Annotated in this window: 12 protein-coding genes; 8 read left to right on the top strand and 4 right to left on the bottom strand. The window is 67.7% G+C overall.

Going from position 1 to position 16,005, the window contains the following annotated elements; translation table 11 throughout:
* Positions 1-5 precede the first annotated feature (5 nt).
* The 5 genes from AC07YR_RS09225 to AC07YR_RS09245 all read left to right on the top strand — a co-directional run bounded on the left by AC07YR_RS09225 (position 6) and on the right by AC07YR_RS09245 (position 5,037).
* Positions 6-974 (top strand): NAD-dependent epimerase/dehydratase family protein, encoded by a 969-nt coding sequence (locus AC07YR_RS09225; protein WP_436058527.1) that lies wholly within the window; start codon positions 6-8, stop codon positions 972-974.
* Positions 971-1,876: a 5-dehydro-4-deoxyglucarate dehydratase gene (locus tag AC07YR_RS09230; RefSeq protein ID WP_494733777.1), complete on the top strand. Its 906-nt coding sequence runs from the start codon at positions 971-973 to the stop codon at positions 1,874-1,876. Before AC07YR_RS09225 ends, AC07YR_RS09230 begins: the two co-directional genes overlap by 4 nt.
* On the top strand, positions 1,876-3,018 hold the full coding sequence (locus AC07YR_RS09235) for a mandelate racemase/muconate lactonizing enzyme family protein (protein ID WP_494733778.1): 1,143 nt from the start codon (positions 1,876-1,878) through the stop codon (positions 3,016-3,018). The genes AC07YR_RS09230 and AC07YR_RS09235 overlap by 1 nt, the downstream gene beginning before the upstream one ends.
* Entirely contained in the window at positions 3,015-4,484 is a 1,470-nt protein-coding gene (locus tag AC07YR_RS09240; RefSeq protein WP_436058524.1) for an aldehyde dehydrogenase (NADP(+)), read from the top strand. Before AC07YR_RS09235 ends, AC07YR_RS09240 begins: the two co-directional genes overlap by 4 nt.
* 214 nt (positions 4,485-4,698) lie before the next feature.
* Positions 4,699-5,037, top strand: a complete 339-nt coding sequence (locus AC07YR_RS09245; protein ID WP_494733779.1) for a hypothetical protein — start codon at positions 4,699-4,701, stop codon at positions 5,035-5,037.
* A 10-nt stretch (positions 5,038-5,047) separates the two neighbouring features.
* On the opposite strand, the gene AC07YR_RS09250 is transcribed toward AC07YR_RS09245, so the two are convergent.
* The 4 genes from AC07YR_RS09250 to AC07YR_RS09265 form a co-directional block, all read right to left on the bottom strand.
* Positions 5,048-7,459: a SulP family inorganic anion transporter gene (locus AC07YR_RS09250; RefSeq protein ID WP_436058522.1), complete on the bottom strand. Its 2,412-nt coding sequence runs from the start codon at positions 7,457-7,459 to the stop codon at positions 5,048-5,050.
* Between the two features lie 324 nt (positions 7,460-7,783).
* Positions 7,784-8,920: a M24 family metallopeptidase gene (locus AC07YR_RS09255; protein WP_494733780.1), complete on the bottom strand. Its 1,137-nt coding sequence runs from the start codon at positions 8,918-8,920 to the stop codon at positions 7,784-7,786.
* Positions 8,917-10,992 carry a DUF6807 family protein gene (locus AC07YR_RS09260; RefSeq protein WP_494733781.1) on the bottom strand — a complete coding sequence of 692 codons (2,076 nt, stop codon included), beginning with the start codon at positions 10,990-10,992 and terminating at the stop codon, positions 8,917-8,919. Before AC07YR_RS09260 ends, AC07YR_RS09255 begins: the two co-directional genes overlap by 4 nt.
* Positions 10,989-12,158, bottom strand: a complete 1,170-nt coding sequence (locus tag AC07YR_RS09265) for an acetylesterase (protein ID WP_494733782.1) — start codon at positions 12,156-12,158, stop codon at positions 10,989-10,991. Before AC07YR_RS09265 ends, AC07YR_RS09260 begins: the two co-directional genes overlap by 4 nt.
* Positions 12,159-12,465: 307 nt before the next feature.
* Here AC07YR_RS09265 and AC07YR_RS09270 point away from each other — a divergent pair, with 307 nt between their 5' ends.
* The 3 genes from AC07YR_RS09270 to AC07YR_RS09280 all read left to right on the top strand — a co-directional run bounded on the left by AC07YR_RS09270 (position 12,466) and on the right by AC07YR_RS09280 (position 15,996).
* Positions 12,466-13,410 (top strand): carbohydrate ABC transporter permease, encoded by a 945-nt coding sequence (locus AC07YR_RS09270; protein ID WP_028269956.1) that lies wholly within the window; start codon positions 12,466-12,468, stop codon positions 13,408-13,410.
* Positions 13,403-14,356, top strand: a complete 954-nt coding sequence (locus AC07YR_RS09275; protein WP_494733783.1) for a carbohydrate ABC transporter permease — start codon at positions 13,403-13,405, stop codon at positions 14,354-14,356. Before AC07YR_RS09270 ends, AC07YR_RS09275 begins: the two co-directional genes overlap by 8 nt.
* A gap of 281 nt (positions 14,357-14,637) precedes the next feature.
* Positions 14,638-15,996 carry an ABC transporter substrate-binding protein gene (locus tag AC07YR_RS09280; protein WP_436058517.1) on the top strand — a complete coding sequence of 453 codons (1,359 nt, stop codon included), beginning with the start codon at positions 14,638-14,640 and terminating at the stop codon, positions 15,994-15,996.
* Positions 15,997-16,005 lie beyond the last annotated feature (9 nt).

Here is a 16,005-nt window from a genome sequence, read left to right on the forward strand (position 1 = left end):
CCACCATGAGCAGGATTTTTGTTACCGGCGGCTCCGGCCGGCTGGGGCGCAGCGTTGTTGCCGGCCTCGCCGCCGCAGGCCACCACGTCATCTCCGTGGACCGTGACGCCGTCCCCGCGGCCCAGCTGCCCGACGGCGTTGAGCAGCACACAGCCGACCTTCTGGCGCCGGGGGAGGCAGTGCGCCTCCTGCGCGAAACAGCGCCCGACGCCGTCGTCCACCTTGCGGCGATCGCCGTACCGTTCAGCGCGCCGGAAGACGTCATCTTCAGCACCAACACGAGGCTGGCATACGCCGTCGTGAGCGCGGCGACCGAACTGCGCATCGGCAAGATCGTCACGGCGAGCAGCCCCACCGTGCTGGGGTACGGTTCGCCGGCCGGCTGGCTGCCGGAGGGCTTCCCGGTGGATGAGCGCACCACCCCAAAACCCTGGAACGCCTACGCGCTGTCCAAGCTCATTGCCGAACAGACAGTGCAGATGTTCGCCGCTGCCCAGGGAGACGCCATCCGCTACGCGGCCTTCCGGCCCTGCTATGTGATCTCGCCCGAGGAATGGGAGGGGGCGCCCACCCAGCAGGGCCACACCGTTGCCGAGCGCCTCGCAGACCCCGCACTGTCCGCACCGGCGCTCTTCAATTACGTGGATGCGCGGGACGTGGCGGACTTCCTGGACCTGCTGCTGGCCAAGATGGACACCATCCCCAACGGCCAGACCTTCTTCGTGGGAGCCGCCGACGCGCTGGCCACCACACCGCTTGCCGAATTGATGCCGCAGTTCCTGCCCGGCAGTTCGGAGCTTGCGGGCGGACTCACCGGCACCAGCCCGGCCTTTTCGATCGACAAGGCCCGCGAGCTGCTCGGCTGGGAACCCAGGCGAAGCTGGCGGAGCGAGCTGAAGACTGACACCAACCTCAACGACGAGACCCCTGCCGTGCTGGTCGCGGCAGGCACAGGATCAAAGGAGACCCGATGAAATTCGACGGCGTACTGTTCTTTCCCGTCACGCCCTTCACACCGGAAGGGACCGTGGACGTGGACATCCTCAAGGAGCACATCACGTCCCGCCTGCCGCATGGACCGGGCGGCGTGTTTCCGGCCTGCGGCACCGGCGAGTTCCATGCGCTGAGCATTGACGAGGTGCGCACCGTGGTGACCGCCGCCGTCGAAGCCGTTGCGGGACAGGTGCCGGTGGTGGCCGGTGCCGGCGGGCCGCTGGGACACGCCCTCGCCGCCGCCCGCGTGGCCGAGGAAGCCGGGGCGGACGCCCTGCTGGTCCTCCCGCCGTACCTCGTGACCGGCCCCACCGAGGGCCTGGTGGCGTACATCGAGGCGGTGGCCGCGTCCAGCAGCCTGCCGGTGATCGTCTACCACCGCGGCAACGCCAAGTACACGGCCGCCGCCATGACCCGCCTGGCCGCCAACCCCAAGGTGATCGGCTTCAAGGACGGGCTGGGCGACGTTGGCCTTGCCCAGGAAATCGTCAGTGCCATCAACGCCACCGGCCGCGAGGACTTCCTGCTCTTCAATGGCCTGCTCACCGCGGAACTGACCCAGGGCGCCTACCGCGGCCTCGGCATCCCGCTGTACTCCTCGGCTGCGTTCGCCATGGCGCCGGAAATCGCCAAGGCCTACTACGATGCCTACATCTCCGGCGACGAGGACCGCCGGCACGCGTTGCTGGAGGGCTTCTACGCTCCGCTGGTCCGCCTCCGCGACCAGACCCCGGGTTTCGGTGTCTCCCTGATCAAGGCCGGGCTGCGCCTGGGCGGCCTGCCGGTCGGTCCGGTCCGCGCCCCGCTAGTTGATCCCACCGAGGACCAGCTCGTCCAGCTCAAGTCCATCCTGGCCAAGGGCTACGAGCTGGCCGGCCGCTAATGGGCTCGCCAGTTGCCGAAGCGCCAGTTGCCGAAGCGGTCCGGACCGCACCGCTCATTACGGGACTGTCCAGCCGCCTCCTGACGGTTCCGCTCCTGCGGAGCTGGGGTGCGGAGGCACCGGAAAACCATGTGATCGTCACCGAACTCCAAACGGACGACGGCGGCACTGGCCACGGCTTCTCCTGGACGCCCACCATCGGCCCGCAGGCGGTCAAAGCCCTCCTCGACTTCGACGTCGCGCCCTTCATCAAGGGGCTCGACGCGAATCCCGAAGGAGTGTGGGACCGGCTGTGGCAGCGGCTGCACGAAGCCGGCGGCGGGGGACTGACCACCATCGCCATGGCCGGTGTTGACCTTGCCTTGTGGGACCTGCAGGCACGCCGCGCCGGAACCTCTGTGACCGGGCTGCTGGGCCAGCGCCAGGATTCCGTGGAGGTGTACGGCTCCGGCGTGAACCTGCACTATTCACTCGGGGAGCTCGTGGCCCAGGTGGAACGCTGGGTGGCGGCCGGGCACAACGCCGTCAAGATCAAGGTGGGAAAGCCGGACATCCGGGAGGACGCCGAACGCGTGGCCGCCGTCCGCAAGGTCCTGGGCCCGGACCGCAAGCTCATGATCGACGCCAATCAGCGCTGGGACCTGCCCGCCACCTTCCGGGCCCTGGACGTGCTGGGGGAGTTCGGCCTCGAATGGCTGGAAGAACCGCTCCGCGCCGACGACCTCTGGGCCTACCGCAGGCTGCGCAAACACTCGCCCGTGCCCATCGCGCTGGGCGAGAACCTGCACACCATCTACCGCTTCCGCGACTTCATCGAGGCGGGAGCGGTGGACATCATCCAGCCCAACATCATCCGGGTCGGCGGTATCACCCCCTTCCGGCGCATCGTGGAACTCGCCCGCACGCACAGCATCAGGGTCATGCCGCACCTGCTGCCGGAGCTCTCCGGCCAGCTCGCGTTGACCATGGCCGAGCCCACGCTGGTGGAGGACGTCGAGGACGCCTCCTTCGAGCAGCTCGGCGTGCTGGACGCGCCCTCGCCCGTGCACGTCAGCAACAGCCGGCTCACGCTCGCCGGCCGGCCAGGGCTGGGGTTCGCCTTCTCGGACCTCTCCGACCATCAGGACAGGAACTCATTGTGACAACAGCAACCCTCGACCTCACCGCCCTGACGGCTGCCGCCACCCGGGCGGCCAAAGCGGCCGCGGCAGCGTCCGACGTCGAACGGGCCCGTTGGCTGAATGCCGTCGCCGACGCTCTGGACGCCAACGTAACGGAACTGGTGGCCATTGCCGATGCGGAAACCCGGCTGGGTACCGCACGGCTCACCGGGGAAGTGGCCCGCACCACCGGGCAGCTGCGGCTCTTCGCCGCGGTGATCACCGAAGGGTCCTACCTTGAAGCGGTGATCGACCATGCCGACCCTTCGGCCACGCCGCCCAAACCGGACCTGCGGCGGCTGTTGAAGCCGATCGGGCCGGTGGCCGTCTTCTCGGCGTCGAACTTCCCGTTCGCGTTCTCGGTGGCGGGCGGTGACACGGCGTCTGCGCTCGCCGTCGGCTGTTCCGTGATTGTGAAGGCGCACTCCGGCCACCTCAGGCTGTCCGAGCGGACAGCGGAAATCGTCACGGAGGCGCTGGCCGCAGCCGGTGCCCCGGACGGCTTCTTCGCGCTGATTAGCGGCCGGGAAGCCGGCACCGCGCTGGTGCAGGATCCGGCGATCAAGGCTGTGGGCTTCACCGGCTCCATTCCGGGCGGCCGGGCACTGTTTGACCTGGCCGTTTCCCGGCCCGAGCCCATTCCGTTTTACGGCGAACTGGGCAGCCTGAACCCGGTGGTCATCACCGCGGCAGCACTGCAGGAACGTGCCAGTGAACTGGCCGCAGGCCTCGCAGGGTCCTTCACCCTCGGCGCCGGGCAGTTCTGCACCAAGCCTGGGCTTGTGTTCATCCCGGCCGGCACCGACTTCCCGGCGCTGCTGGCGGAAGCTTCCACGGACAAGGGGGCGGCGCCCATGCTGACGGAGCGCATCGCCGAGGCCTACCCGGACGGGCTGCAGAGCGTCGCTTCCTTGACCGATGCAACAGGTGCGGCCGCGGTCGAGGTGGTCGTCGGGTCAGTCGACCAGGACGCTGCTGCAAACGGTGCCGCGCCGGTGGTCTTCCTGACTTCCGCGGCCAACGTGCGGGAGCGCCCGGAGGAACTGCTGGAGGAGTGCTTCGGACCCACCACGCTGCTGATCGAGTATTCGGGCCAGGACGAGTTGACCGAAGCGCTCGCCCTGGTGCCCGGCAGCCTGACCGCCACCGTCCACGCGCAGCCGGGCGAGGATGTGTCCGGCCTGGTGGAGCAGCTGTCCGGCCTCGCCGGCCGTGTGCTGTTTGACGGCTGGCCCACCGGCGTCGCCGTGAACTGGGCGCAGCAGCACGGCGGGCCCTACCCGGCCACCACCTCGCTGTTCACCTCGGTGGGCTCGACGGCGGTGCGCCGCTTCCAGCGTCCCGTTGCCTACCAGGATGCTCCCGAAGCGGTGCTCCATCCTGCCCTGCGTGAAGCCAACCCGCTGGGCATTCCGCGCCGTGTGGACGGTGTGCTGGTGCTTCCCTAGCTTCACGGGTCAGTTCACGGGCAGGCGACACAGGAAGATCACCGCCCGGAAACGTAGCCGCAATCTTGTTGGGGGAAGCTGATCCCAGGAGTATCGCCAGGGGAGGCACACAGTGGAAGCAAGCGGAAACTCAACCATCCGGACGTGTTCGGATTTGGCAGTCGGGGAAGAAATTGAGGCCTGGCACAAGGGCCGGTTGTTCCACCGGGGGAGCGTGACGGAGACAATTCCTTCCACGGACCTTTTCTGGATCGTGGATTCGCGAACGGGGGCGCGAAAGCTGCTGGACGTGGAGGCCTTGGAAATTGTCAGGGTCGAAAGGACGGTTCCTGTTGAGGAAGCCCGGGCTGAGCCTGTGACGGCTAAACCGACCAGGCCTGAACCCGCCAAGCCTGCGGCCGCGAGGTCTGAACCCGCCAAGCCTGCGGCCGCGAGGCGCGGATCTGCCCGCGTGGACTCTGCCCGAGTGGACAAGGTGGCCAGCGCGGAGCGGCTCGCCGCTCCGCGCGCGGCCCGGCGGGAACCGCACGTCGTGTGGTTCTCCAACGCCTGAGCAGGCCCGCTCAGCGGCTGCTTGCGGCGGGGTCCAGATGGTCGATGCCCTCGGGCGTGATCTGCAGGACCCTGGCCGTGGAGATGTCGTAGAACAGCCCGGCGACATGGATGCGTCCTGACGCAAGCGGTTCCTGCAGACCGGGGTGGCGCTGGAGCCTGTCGAGCTGGACCGCAACATTCACCATGGCCAGCTGGTCTACGGCACCGTAACCCGCCTCGGCTGCAGCTGCCTGTACGGGGTGCCCGTCGCGGAAAGCCGTCAGGCTTGGCCGGGCGTGGTCGAGCCAGACGTCGATGGCGCCTCGATCGCCCGCGCCTCGATCGCCAGCGCCCTCCGGATCAACCGTGCCCTCCGGGTCCGCCCACAGGGCGGTCATGGCACCGCAGCCTGAATGCCCGCAGACCACAATCGACTCCACGGAGAGTTCGTTGACGGCAAACTCCAGGGCTGCCTCGATGGAGGCGTCCCGGCCGTCGTCGCCCACCACATTGCCCACGTTCCGCACGGTGAAGAGATCACCCGGGCCGCTGCTGGTGATCAGGTTCGGCACGAGGCGCGAATCCGAGCAGGCCACGAACAGGGTGCCCGGATCCTGGTACGAGGACAGCTCCTGCACATGGGGACGCACCAGATGGGCGTTCCGGCGGTGGTAGTTGTCCACGCCGTCCAGCACCGAACGCAGCGGCCCCGGAACGTCAGGCCCTGAAACGTGTGCTCCAGCAACGTCCTGCCCTGCCTCGTCCTGCCCTGCCGCGTCCTGCTCCGCCGCGTCCTGTCCGGCAGCGGCGGGCCCGATGAGCCGCCGCTGCCAGCTGCGCCACGGGGCGAACCCGCTTCTCAGGGCGGAACGCGAACTGCCGCGGCTCGGCGGGCCCGCCTGGGCATCGTGCAGCGTGGCGGTGCCGCTTTCCTCGATGACTACCGTGCCGCCGTTGCCCACGTGGCGGCTGCGCCAGGCCTCAAGGGTGTCGTGCACGGGATGGTCGAGGAAGTCCACCTCCAGCTCGACCGTGACGTGGGTGCCGGCCGGAACAGACGCCAGGACAGTGCTCAGGCGCGGCAGCGAGAGGAAACTGCAGGACCCGTCGATCACCACCCGCCAGCGGTTGCCGTCGCCGGCGCCGGTCCGTTCCGCATGGATGCTGGCCCGCGCCACGCGCCAGAGAACCAGGGCGACGGCAAGGACCAATCCGGTCAACACGCCCACCAGGAGGTTGATGAACACGACGCTGAACAGGGTGACCCCGTAGACGGTGAGGTCACCGGTCCGCCGTGCTGTCCGGATGTCGGCCGCCCGGACCAGGCGGGAACCGATCACAATCAACAGGCCTGCGAGGACGGCCTGGGGAATCAGCTGGATGAGTCCTGCCAGCAGCAGCGAGAAGACCAGCACCCAGACGCCGTGGAGTATGGCCGACTTCCGCGTCCGGGCCCCGGCCTCGAGGTTGGTGGCGCTCCGCACGATCACTCCGGTGACGGGCAGCCCTCCCAGCATTCCGGAGGTCACGTTGGCGGCGCCCTGCCCCAGGAGTTCGCGGTTGAAGTCCGTGCGCGGTCCGTGGTGCATCTTGTCCACTGCCACGGCGGAGAGCAGGGATTCAACGCTGCCAATCAGTGCCACGGTCACGACGCCAATGACCACGGCGGTCCAGTTCCCGCCGGGCATCTCGGGCAGGGACAACGCGGCCAGCAGGGAACCGTCGAAAGTGATCCGGTCCACGTTGAAGGGCAGGGAGAGGGCGGTGGCCGCGATGACGGCGACCAGGGGACCCGGAACCCGGCGTACTGCCGCGGGAAGGTGTTTCCAGCCGAGCAGCAGGGCAATGACCACCGCGCCGAGGACTGCCGCAGCGAGGTCGGCGGCGAAAATGCTGCCAGGCATGGCCATGATGTTGTCCCACGCCTCGCTGGCGGACTCTGCGCCGAGCATCACGTGCAGCTGCTGCAGCACGATGGTGATGCCGATGCCGGCGAGCATGGCGTGGACCACCACCGGCGCGATGGCAAGCGCAACGCGGCCCACCCGTGCCAGGCCCAGCAGCGCCTGGAGCACGCCGGCCGCCGCGGTGATGGCGCAGGTGGCCGGCCAGCCGAATTGTTCGATCAGGCCGGCCACGATGACTGTCAGTCCGGCGGCGGGTCCGCTGACCTGCAGCGGTGAACCGCCCAGGCTTCCGGCGACGATCCCGCCGACGGCGGCTGCGATCAGGCCGGCCATGACCGGGGCGCCTGAGGCGGCCGCGATGCCCAGGGACAGCGGGACGGCCACGAGGAACACCACAAGGGATGCCGGCAGGTCCCAGCGGAGTCCGTCGGTCAGGAACGGGCGCCGGTTTGTCGGGCCCCGCTTGGCCGCCTTGTCCTCGGTCGGTGGTTTTGTCGGGGCGGGCGGGTCCGTCTTGGCGGGTGCTGATGGCATTGCAGTCCTTCGCTGGTGCGTCGCGGTCCCGTGCCACGCTATTGACGCTCCAGTCCGGCCCGCAAGGGAACCGATCGTGAGAAAGAACACGCCAAAAAACCCGCTGCCGGCCACGTAACGGAGGCTCAACAACCCCGCTGCCGCGGATCGTGCAGCCGCACGTTTCAGCGCTGCCGGGAGTCGCCGGGCCCCACCGAATCGCACTCGGTTTTCAAGTCAAATCCAATCGATGGGCCATTTAATCGCCGTCCGGCGCAGAAAAATCTCTGTGGTTTTCTCCCGATACCGCTTACCGGTCTATACCGGTGACTCCATGTTGCGTGCTTACGGCTCCAGCGTGAGAGGCCGCCGGACGCCGTTCACGACGGCGGCGGGCCAGCGCGGATCCACGCTGAGGACGGCGATCCCGGCCCCGGTGAGCTGCACCGTGTCCTCGATCTTCACTTCCGGACCGGACGGATTCCACGTGAAGGTCTGGTTGAGAACCACCGCGTCGTCGGTTGCGGGAGTCGCCCGGGGGTCGCGGCCTGCATATCCGGCCGGACCGCCCTGGTGGTGCAGGGTCCACTGGTCCGCGCCGAAGCCGTGCCGGACGTAGGCTTCCCGAATTTCCGCGAAGATGCCGTCAAGGCGTGCCCCGGGAACGGTGGCGTCAAAGATGTCCGCTTCCACCGCGGCAATCCGGGCTTCGGCATCGAGTTCGGCCGGCGTGCCGGCGTCGAACCGGACCCAGCGGGTCACGTTGGCCACCAGCCCGTTGCGCCGCGCGCACACCACCGCCATGGCCCGCCGCCCGATCGGTGCATGGGTGGGCAGCGGATGCCGGAACCCGCTGCGGCCGGCGCCGTTGCACAGGAGCACCAGCGGCTCGGCCCCCATCGCCACGATCCGTGCGGCCAGGGCGGAAGCCACGGCGAACTCGGTGGTTTCCGGGGTGACCCCGGCGAGGACGTCGGTCATGGCAGCAGCCACGTCGGCGCAGAGCCGGGCGTACCGGGCGCTTTCGCCGGGCAGGAACTGTTGGCGTGCCGTCCTCAGCTCGGCGGTGACGTCGGCCTCCGACAGCGGCTTCCCTCCCGGAGCCAGCATGGAAGCGGCGACGTGCAGCTGCCCGTGCCAGGGCACCGTGTGGAGGGCGACGCCGTCGGGCAGTTCCTCCGCCGAGATCCGGGCGGCCTCGTTGTTGAAGGTGACCAGATGGTCGCCGTCGCGGTCAACCAGCATGGCCGCGACGGGGTCGCCGGCGAGGCTGATGTGGACCCGGCTCCCGTCCAGGTACCAGGTCAGCGCCGTATTGGTGGTGAGCAGGAGTGAGTCCCGGCCCGAAGCGTCCAGGATGTCCAGGAGGCGCTGCCGTTTGACGGCCCGGTCGGCCGGGTTTCCCGGGGCCGCGGCGTTGACGGGTTTCGACGACTGCTGCGACTGCTGCGTCTGCTGCGTTTGCTGTGTAACGGTGTTCATGCGGTTTCCCCCAAGGTATTGATGAGCTGTTCGATATCGCTGGTGGACAGGAGCCCGTCGGCCACCAGCACGGTGACGGTCCGGTGGAGCGGGTTGGCGTGGCTGGCCACTGCCGGCTGCTCCCATGCCAGGGAGAGGCCGACGCCGGGATACCCCGCCACGCGGACAAACCAGGGGTCGCCGGGCTGCTCGGGCTCCAGCCGCGGCAGGAAGACCAGCGTGGCGGGACCGCCGTCGGGCTCTCCCTTCCGGAAGGCGCCTGACCACGCCAGCCACGGCGCCGCGGCGGAGGGGACCGCGCCGTGGAGGGATTCTTCCCCTTCCGCGGACGCTGTCCACACCCTTGACCCGTCGACGGCGGGAAGTCGCCAGAAGAAGCCCCCGTAGCCGCCCTGCGGCCGGCCGTTCGAGCCCGGACTGCCCAACGAGACCGGGTTCGGTCCGTTCGGCGTCAGCGTGAAGTCCAGCGTGAGCCGCCACGTGGAGGTGCCGACGGCGGCCCAGCTCCACGTCCGCTGTTCGCTCAGGAGGGGAGTGCCGTCCGGCCGGAGCCAACTCAGGGTTTCGGTCCGCGCATTCTCGTCAAGGTCAGCCGCGACTGTGACGATGCGGCCGTGGTCGTGACGCCAGACGTAGGCGCCGGCGTCGCGGGTATAGGTGCGGCCGCCCCAGAAATTCACGCCGTCCACGTCCTGGATGGCAACCCCCGCGCCAAGGTGCCACACATGGTCTTCGGGTAGATGGTCCGTCACTACGGTGCCCGCCACGGTGCTGATCGGGTGGAGGTACGGGCGGGGCGATGATGTGGGTGCTATCCGGCCGCCGTCGTTTCCGCGGGCCACTGCGCGGCCGTTCACCGTGAATGCGGGCTGATCACCGGGCAGCTCCCGGGCCCACGGTGCGGCGAGTTCGGCGAAAGTTGCCTGTGCCGCAGCGGCCCGGCGCACCAGCTGGCGGATTCCGCGGACCACCGGACGGGCGTCGTCGCCCTCGCCTTCCCACGTGACGTGCCCAGCGCCGATGGCACGGGGAGGCTCCGCCGTCCGGATGGCTTCCAGCACCGTCATGAAGGCGCCGTTCCGGGCCAGTGGGCTCAGCAGCTGGTGCGCACTGGCAGGGGACCGGCGGGCCGCCAGCAGGTTCTCCAGCAGATCGGTGCGGCCGAATGTTTCGGTGCGCTCGCCGTCGGCCGTTGTAACGGTCAGCCGGTCCTCGGTGTAGAAGAAATCGGCCCTGCCCAGGGTGCCGTGGACGGTGACGACCGGCGCGGTCTGTTCGTCGGCACAGAGGGTCAGCGCGCAGAGGAGAAGGCCGCCGCGGGCCGTGCGGACCCGGATCACCGAGGTGTCGTCGCTTTCGGTTGCGTGGGCACGGTAGAGGTCCGTCTCCACGGACAGGACATCGTCCGCCCATTCCGCGCCGGCGATCTTCAGCCCGGTGGCCACGGCATGCGCCAGTGCATTGGTGGCTACGCCGTCCACCACGTCCGTACCGTCCAGGCTGCGTTTGCCGGCCCAGCGTGAGCGTTTGAAATAGCCCTTGGTGCGCACCCACGTGCCGACGGCGCCTACTCCGCGGACCTCGCCGATTTCACCCGAGGCCACGAGCCGGTCCAGGGCCGGCAGGGCGTGGGAGCCGAGGCTTTGGAAGCCTACCTGGACCATTCGGCCGGCTCGCCGGGCCGCGGCGAGCACTTCATCGAACTGGGCCAGGGACGCCATGGGCGGCTTTTCCACGTAGACATCGGCACCGGCGGCGATCGCCGCCAGGGCAAGCGGCGCGTGGGTCTGGATGGGCGTGGCCAGAATTACGACGTCGGGCGCCGGCCCGGCTGCCAGCAGTTCCTCCAGCGACGCGAACGTGGCCACGCCGTCAGGAAGCGTGCCCTCGGCCGGCGGGCGGGGGTCCGCCACCGACACGAGCTGCACGAAGTTGAGCGCGCTGAGGCGGGCCAGATTGTCCAGGTGGCGGGCCCCGTAGCCGTGCGCGCCCACAAGGGCGACCCGCGGCACAGGGGCAGTGGCCTGCCGGCGTTGGCCGGTGGTGGCAGAACTGAAAGTATCGGCTGTCATGAGAGTCCGTTCTGGCGGGCTGTGGTGAGGGGAACCGGGGAAAGCTGCTGCAAGAGGAAGCCGGCGGCTTCCTCCTGCATGTCCGTGGTGAAGGCGTGTCCGCCCGGCCAGAAGCTGCCGGTGTAGCGGCCGGTGGGCCGGGCGCCCAGGACGGCGTCGGCGTCGCGCATTCCGTGCTCGGGGAACAGATCGTCGGCCAGCGCGTACTGCACCAGGAAGCTGTCCGCGGTGGAGCGTGACGCCAGTTCGGGATAATCGCCCAGCCGGGACAGGCCAGGGGTCTGGAGGAGCCAGGAATGGGCGTCCAGGTAGGCCGGGACCAGCGAGCGGTAGGTGGTCATCATGCAGGTGACGACGAAGCTTCGGACGAGCGGGCTGAGTGCGGCCAGCACGAGTGACCTGCCGCCGCCGCCGGAGAATCCGATGCTGCCCAGCCGGCCGGCGTCCACGCCCGGGAGGCCGGCAAGGACGTGCAGCGCAGCGAGGTCGTCGTGCGCCACCATCCCGGCGAAGCTCGTGCCCAGGAGTCCCGCCGCTTTCGCCACCGTGTCCTCATGGGCCGCCGCGGCGGCGTCGTACAGCTCCGTTTCGGAAGGCACGACGCCGGCCTCCCGCCAGAGCGACTTGCGGCCCTCCACGACGGCGGTAGTCCGCCGCGGGGGCGTGCCGAGGTTGAAGCGGCGGCTGCCCCACGAGAAGGTGTCGTGGGCCAGGACGGCGAAGCCCTGCATTGCGAGCCAGGTGGCAAAAGGGCGGCCGCCGTAAAGGCATTGTTGAAGGTCAGCGACCTGTGGATCCGCCAGGCGCCGATCAACCAGGCGGCCCGCGCCGACGGACTTGATGCCGGCGTGGCAGTGGAGCGCCAGGATTCCGGGCAAAGGCCCTGTTGCGCCGGCCGGACGCAGGAACCAGGCGCGGGTGCGGGGACCGAAGCCCAACTGCCAGCTGACCCGCGAAGTAGTGACGCCGTCGTGCGTTGCTTCCGACTCGATCACCGCCGCGCTCAGTGCGGCGGACTGCGGCGCCGCAGGAACACCGAGGGCGTCCGCCAGTTCCTGCCCCGCGGAAGTCTCCGCAATGTGCCGCGGATGGGTGCGCAGATAGGACGGCCAGTCCTCGTAGCCGCCGATGGCGCTGGGCCGCGGCGCGGTGCCGGGTGCAAACATCGTTGTCCTGCCTTTCGCTGTGCTCTGATCCGGAGGTGGCCGAAAGCCAGAAAACGCTTTCTCAAAAATTAGCAAAAGGCTGTACAGCGGTCAAGAAAGCGTTTACTTTGGTACAAAGCCGCTGTTGGCCCGGTCACTCCGGAAGCCACGCAGACGGGTAGTGTCGGAACGGTCCGCGCGGCCCGGGACGGCGAAAAGCACTTCACACCAGCCCGCCGTGGAAGGCCACGATGACCAAAGGAGACCACATGGCCGCACAGCATCACCCCGGGACGCCGGCAGGCGTCCGTCCACCGAGGGGGAGGCAATGAGCGCTATCAGCGAACTGTCCTCCATCAGCCGGCGCAAAGGGCCGGCCACGCCCGAGGAAAAACGCGCGAACCGCCGCGACAACAAGGCTGCCTACATCTTCCTGCTGCCGTGGCTGATCGGCCTCGTGGCCATCACTGTCGGCCCCATGATCATGTCCCTCTACCTTTCCTTTACGGACTACAACCTGCTGCAGCCGCCGGAATGGGTGGGGCTGGACAACTTCACCCGCATGCTTGGTGATGCGCGGCTCCACAATTCACTTCGCGTAACATTCACCTACGTCCTGGTCGGGGTTCCGCTCCAGCTGGCCGTTGCGCTGCTGATCGCACTGGTGCTGGATAAGGGACTGCGGGGACTGCCGTTCTACCGGTCCATTTTCTACTTGCCGTCCCTGCTCGGCGGCTCGGTGGCCGTAGCCATCCTCTGGAAGCAGATCTTCGGAACCTCCGGCCTGGTGAACCAGGTGCTGGCCATGTTCGGAATCACCGGGCCGGGCTGGATCTCGGACCCGTCCACCTCCCTTGGATCCATCATCTTGCTCCACGTGTGGACCTTCGGCAGCCCCATGATCATCTTCCTCGCCGGCCTCCGCCAGATTCCCAACATGTACTACGAGGCGGCCGAGGTTGACGGAGCCACCACGCTGCAGAAGTTCTGGCGGATCACGTTGCCCATGCTGAGCCCGATCATCTTCTTCAACCTGGTCCTGCAGATCATCGGCTCGTTCCAGTCCTTCACCCAGGCCTTCATCGTCTCGGGCGGCAACGGCGGACCGTCCGACTCCACCATGTTCTTCACGCTTTACCTCTACCAGAAGGGATTCGGCCAGTTCGACATGGGGTACGCCTCGGCGATGGCGTGGTTCCTGCTGGTAATCATCGGCGCTTTCACGGCCATCAACTTCATCGCTTCAAAGTATTGGGTGTTCTACGATGACTGAACTACAGACCAAGCCGGCTCCGGAGAAAGTGCCGTCAGCCGCAGAGAAAACGAAGGGCAAAGGCTCCAAGGGCGGCAGCCGGAAACGCGAATCCCGCGGATCCCTGGCCTTCAGCCGCAGCGCGCGCATCAAGGCCCTGGCCAAACATGCCGTCCTGATCCTCACCGGCGGCATCATGATCTACCCGCTGCTGTGGATGGTTGTCTCGTCGCTGCGGCCCAATGACCTGATCTTCCGCGAACCGGGCCTCTGGCTGAACAGCCTGGAGATGGGCAATTACGTCGACGGCTGGTCCGCGCTGACCCATCCCTTCGGCCACTACATGCTCAACTCGGCGGTGGTGGTGATCGGCTCCATCCTGGGAAACCTGATCTCCTGCTCCATGGCCGCCTACGCCTTCGCCAGGCTGCAGTTCAGCGGCAAGAAGCTGTTCTTCGGCGTCATGCTGCTGACCATCATGCTGCCGTTCCACGTGATCATCGTTCCGCAGTACATCCTGTTCTCGCAGATCGGCTGGGTCAACACCTTCTGGCCGCTGATTGTGCCCAAGCTCCTGGCCACGGACGCATTCTTCGTGTTCCTCATGGTGCAGTTCATCCGGGGCATTCCCAAGGAGCTGGACGAGGCTGCCCGCATCGACGGCGCCGGCCACCCGCGCATCTTCCTGCGGGTCATCCTGCCACTGATGGTTCCGGCGCTGGCCACCACCACCATCTTCACGTTCATTTGGACCTGGAACGACTTCTTCGGCGCGCTGATCTACCTGACCGATCCCGAGATGTTCACCGTGCCGGTTGCCCTGCGTGCCTTCGTGGACTCGCAGTCGGCCACCAGCTGGGGCTCGCTCTTCGCAATGTCCATCGTGTCCCTGCTGCCGGTGTTCCTGGTGTTCCTGTTCGGCCAGCGCTTCCTGATCAAGGGAATCGCGACGACGGGCATCAAGTAGGCCTGCCCGTGCACCAGCCGTGCTCTGTGCGTGGCCTTCCGGGCTGCTTGCGGTAGCTCCTGGCAGTTAGCTTTGCAGCAGTTCCCGGGGTGGGCGGATGTTCGTTGTCCGTCCACCCCGGCGCGTTAGGTGGCAGTTCAAATTGGCCCGCCGAAACACCTTGTATTACAAGTGTCTTGCTTGTATTCTCAGTTATGAGAAAGCGTTTTCTCACAGACTTTCCAGACCAATCAGTACCGAACCCCATCCGCTTTCAAGATCAAAGAAGATCGGAGACTCAAGTGCCGCTATTTTCCCGCCCCGCCTCAGCCGCCCGTCGTGGTGCAGCAGAGGCAACATCCGCCCCAGCCGGACGGAGGCTGCGCCGAACCGGCGCGGTCGCCGCAGCTGCCGCCGTCGTCCTGGCCCTCAGTGCCTGTGGCGGGGGAGCGGCGCCGCAGAGCGCCGATGGCAAAGTCGAACTCCGGTTCTCCTGGTGGGGAGGGGACAAGCGGGCGCAGCTGACGCAGGCCGCGATTGCCGCCTTCGAAGCCGAGAACCCGAACATCAAGATCAAGCCGGAGTTCGGCGACTGGAGCGGCTACTGGGACAAGCTCGCCACCCAGGTGGCGGCCAACGACGCCCCGGACATCATCCAGATGGACGAAAAATACATCACGGAGTACTCCAGCCGCGGCGCCCTCCTGGATCTGTCCAAGTACGACATTGACACCTCGAAGCTTGACGAAGCCGCCCTCAACGCCGGCAAGAATGAGGACGGCCTGACGGGCATTCCCGCGGGCATCAACGCAGCCACCATCCTGGCCAACCCTGCCGTGTTCAAGGCTGCCGGCGTTGAGTTGCCGGACGACAGCACCTGGACGTGGCAAGACTTCGAGCGCATTTCCGCCGAGGTCACCGCGAAGTCGCCGAAGGGCACCTACGGCGCCGCAGCCTACGGCACCGACGAAGCGTCGCTCGGCGTCTGGCTCCGGCAGAACGGAAAGTCGCTGTACACCAGCGACGGGAAGCTGGGCTTCGAGCCGGGCGACATCGCCGAGTGGTGGGCGTTCCTGAAGGAACTCAGCGAGAAGAAGGCTGTGCCCTCGGCATCCGAGGTGGTTGAGGCCGAAGCGGCGCCGCTGGACCAGAGTGGCCTGGCGACGGGCAAGAACGGGCTCGCCTTCTGGTGGTCCAACCAGCTGCCGGCCCTGGAGAAGGCTGCAGGCGGTGAGCTGCAGATCCTGCGGTTCCCGTCCAAGACCGGCACGTCCGCCGACGCCAAGCTTTGGTACAAGGCCTCCCAGTTCTGGTCCGCGTCGTCACGCACCAAGCACCCGGAAGAAACCGCCAAGTTCATCAACTTCCTGGCCAACAACACCAAAGCCGGCGAAACGCTCCTGGCCGACCGCGGCGTTTACCCCAACTCCGAAGTCCGGGCGGCAATCGCGGCCAAGCTGACCCCCGCCGACATCAAGGTGGTCAAGTTCATCGACCAGATCAAGGACGAGCTCGGTGAAGCCCCGGCCCCGCCGCCGAAGGGAGCCGGCGCCATCGCGGAGATCGTCAAGCGCTACACCTCGGAGGTTCTCTTCAACCGGCTGTCAACTGAGGAAGCCGGCAAGAAGGCTGTTGACGAAATGAAGTCGGCCATCAGCTAGCAGTTTCTG

The sequence above is a fragment of the Arthrobacter sp. GW460-12-1-14-TSB2 genome (genome assembly GCF_059423525.1).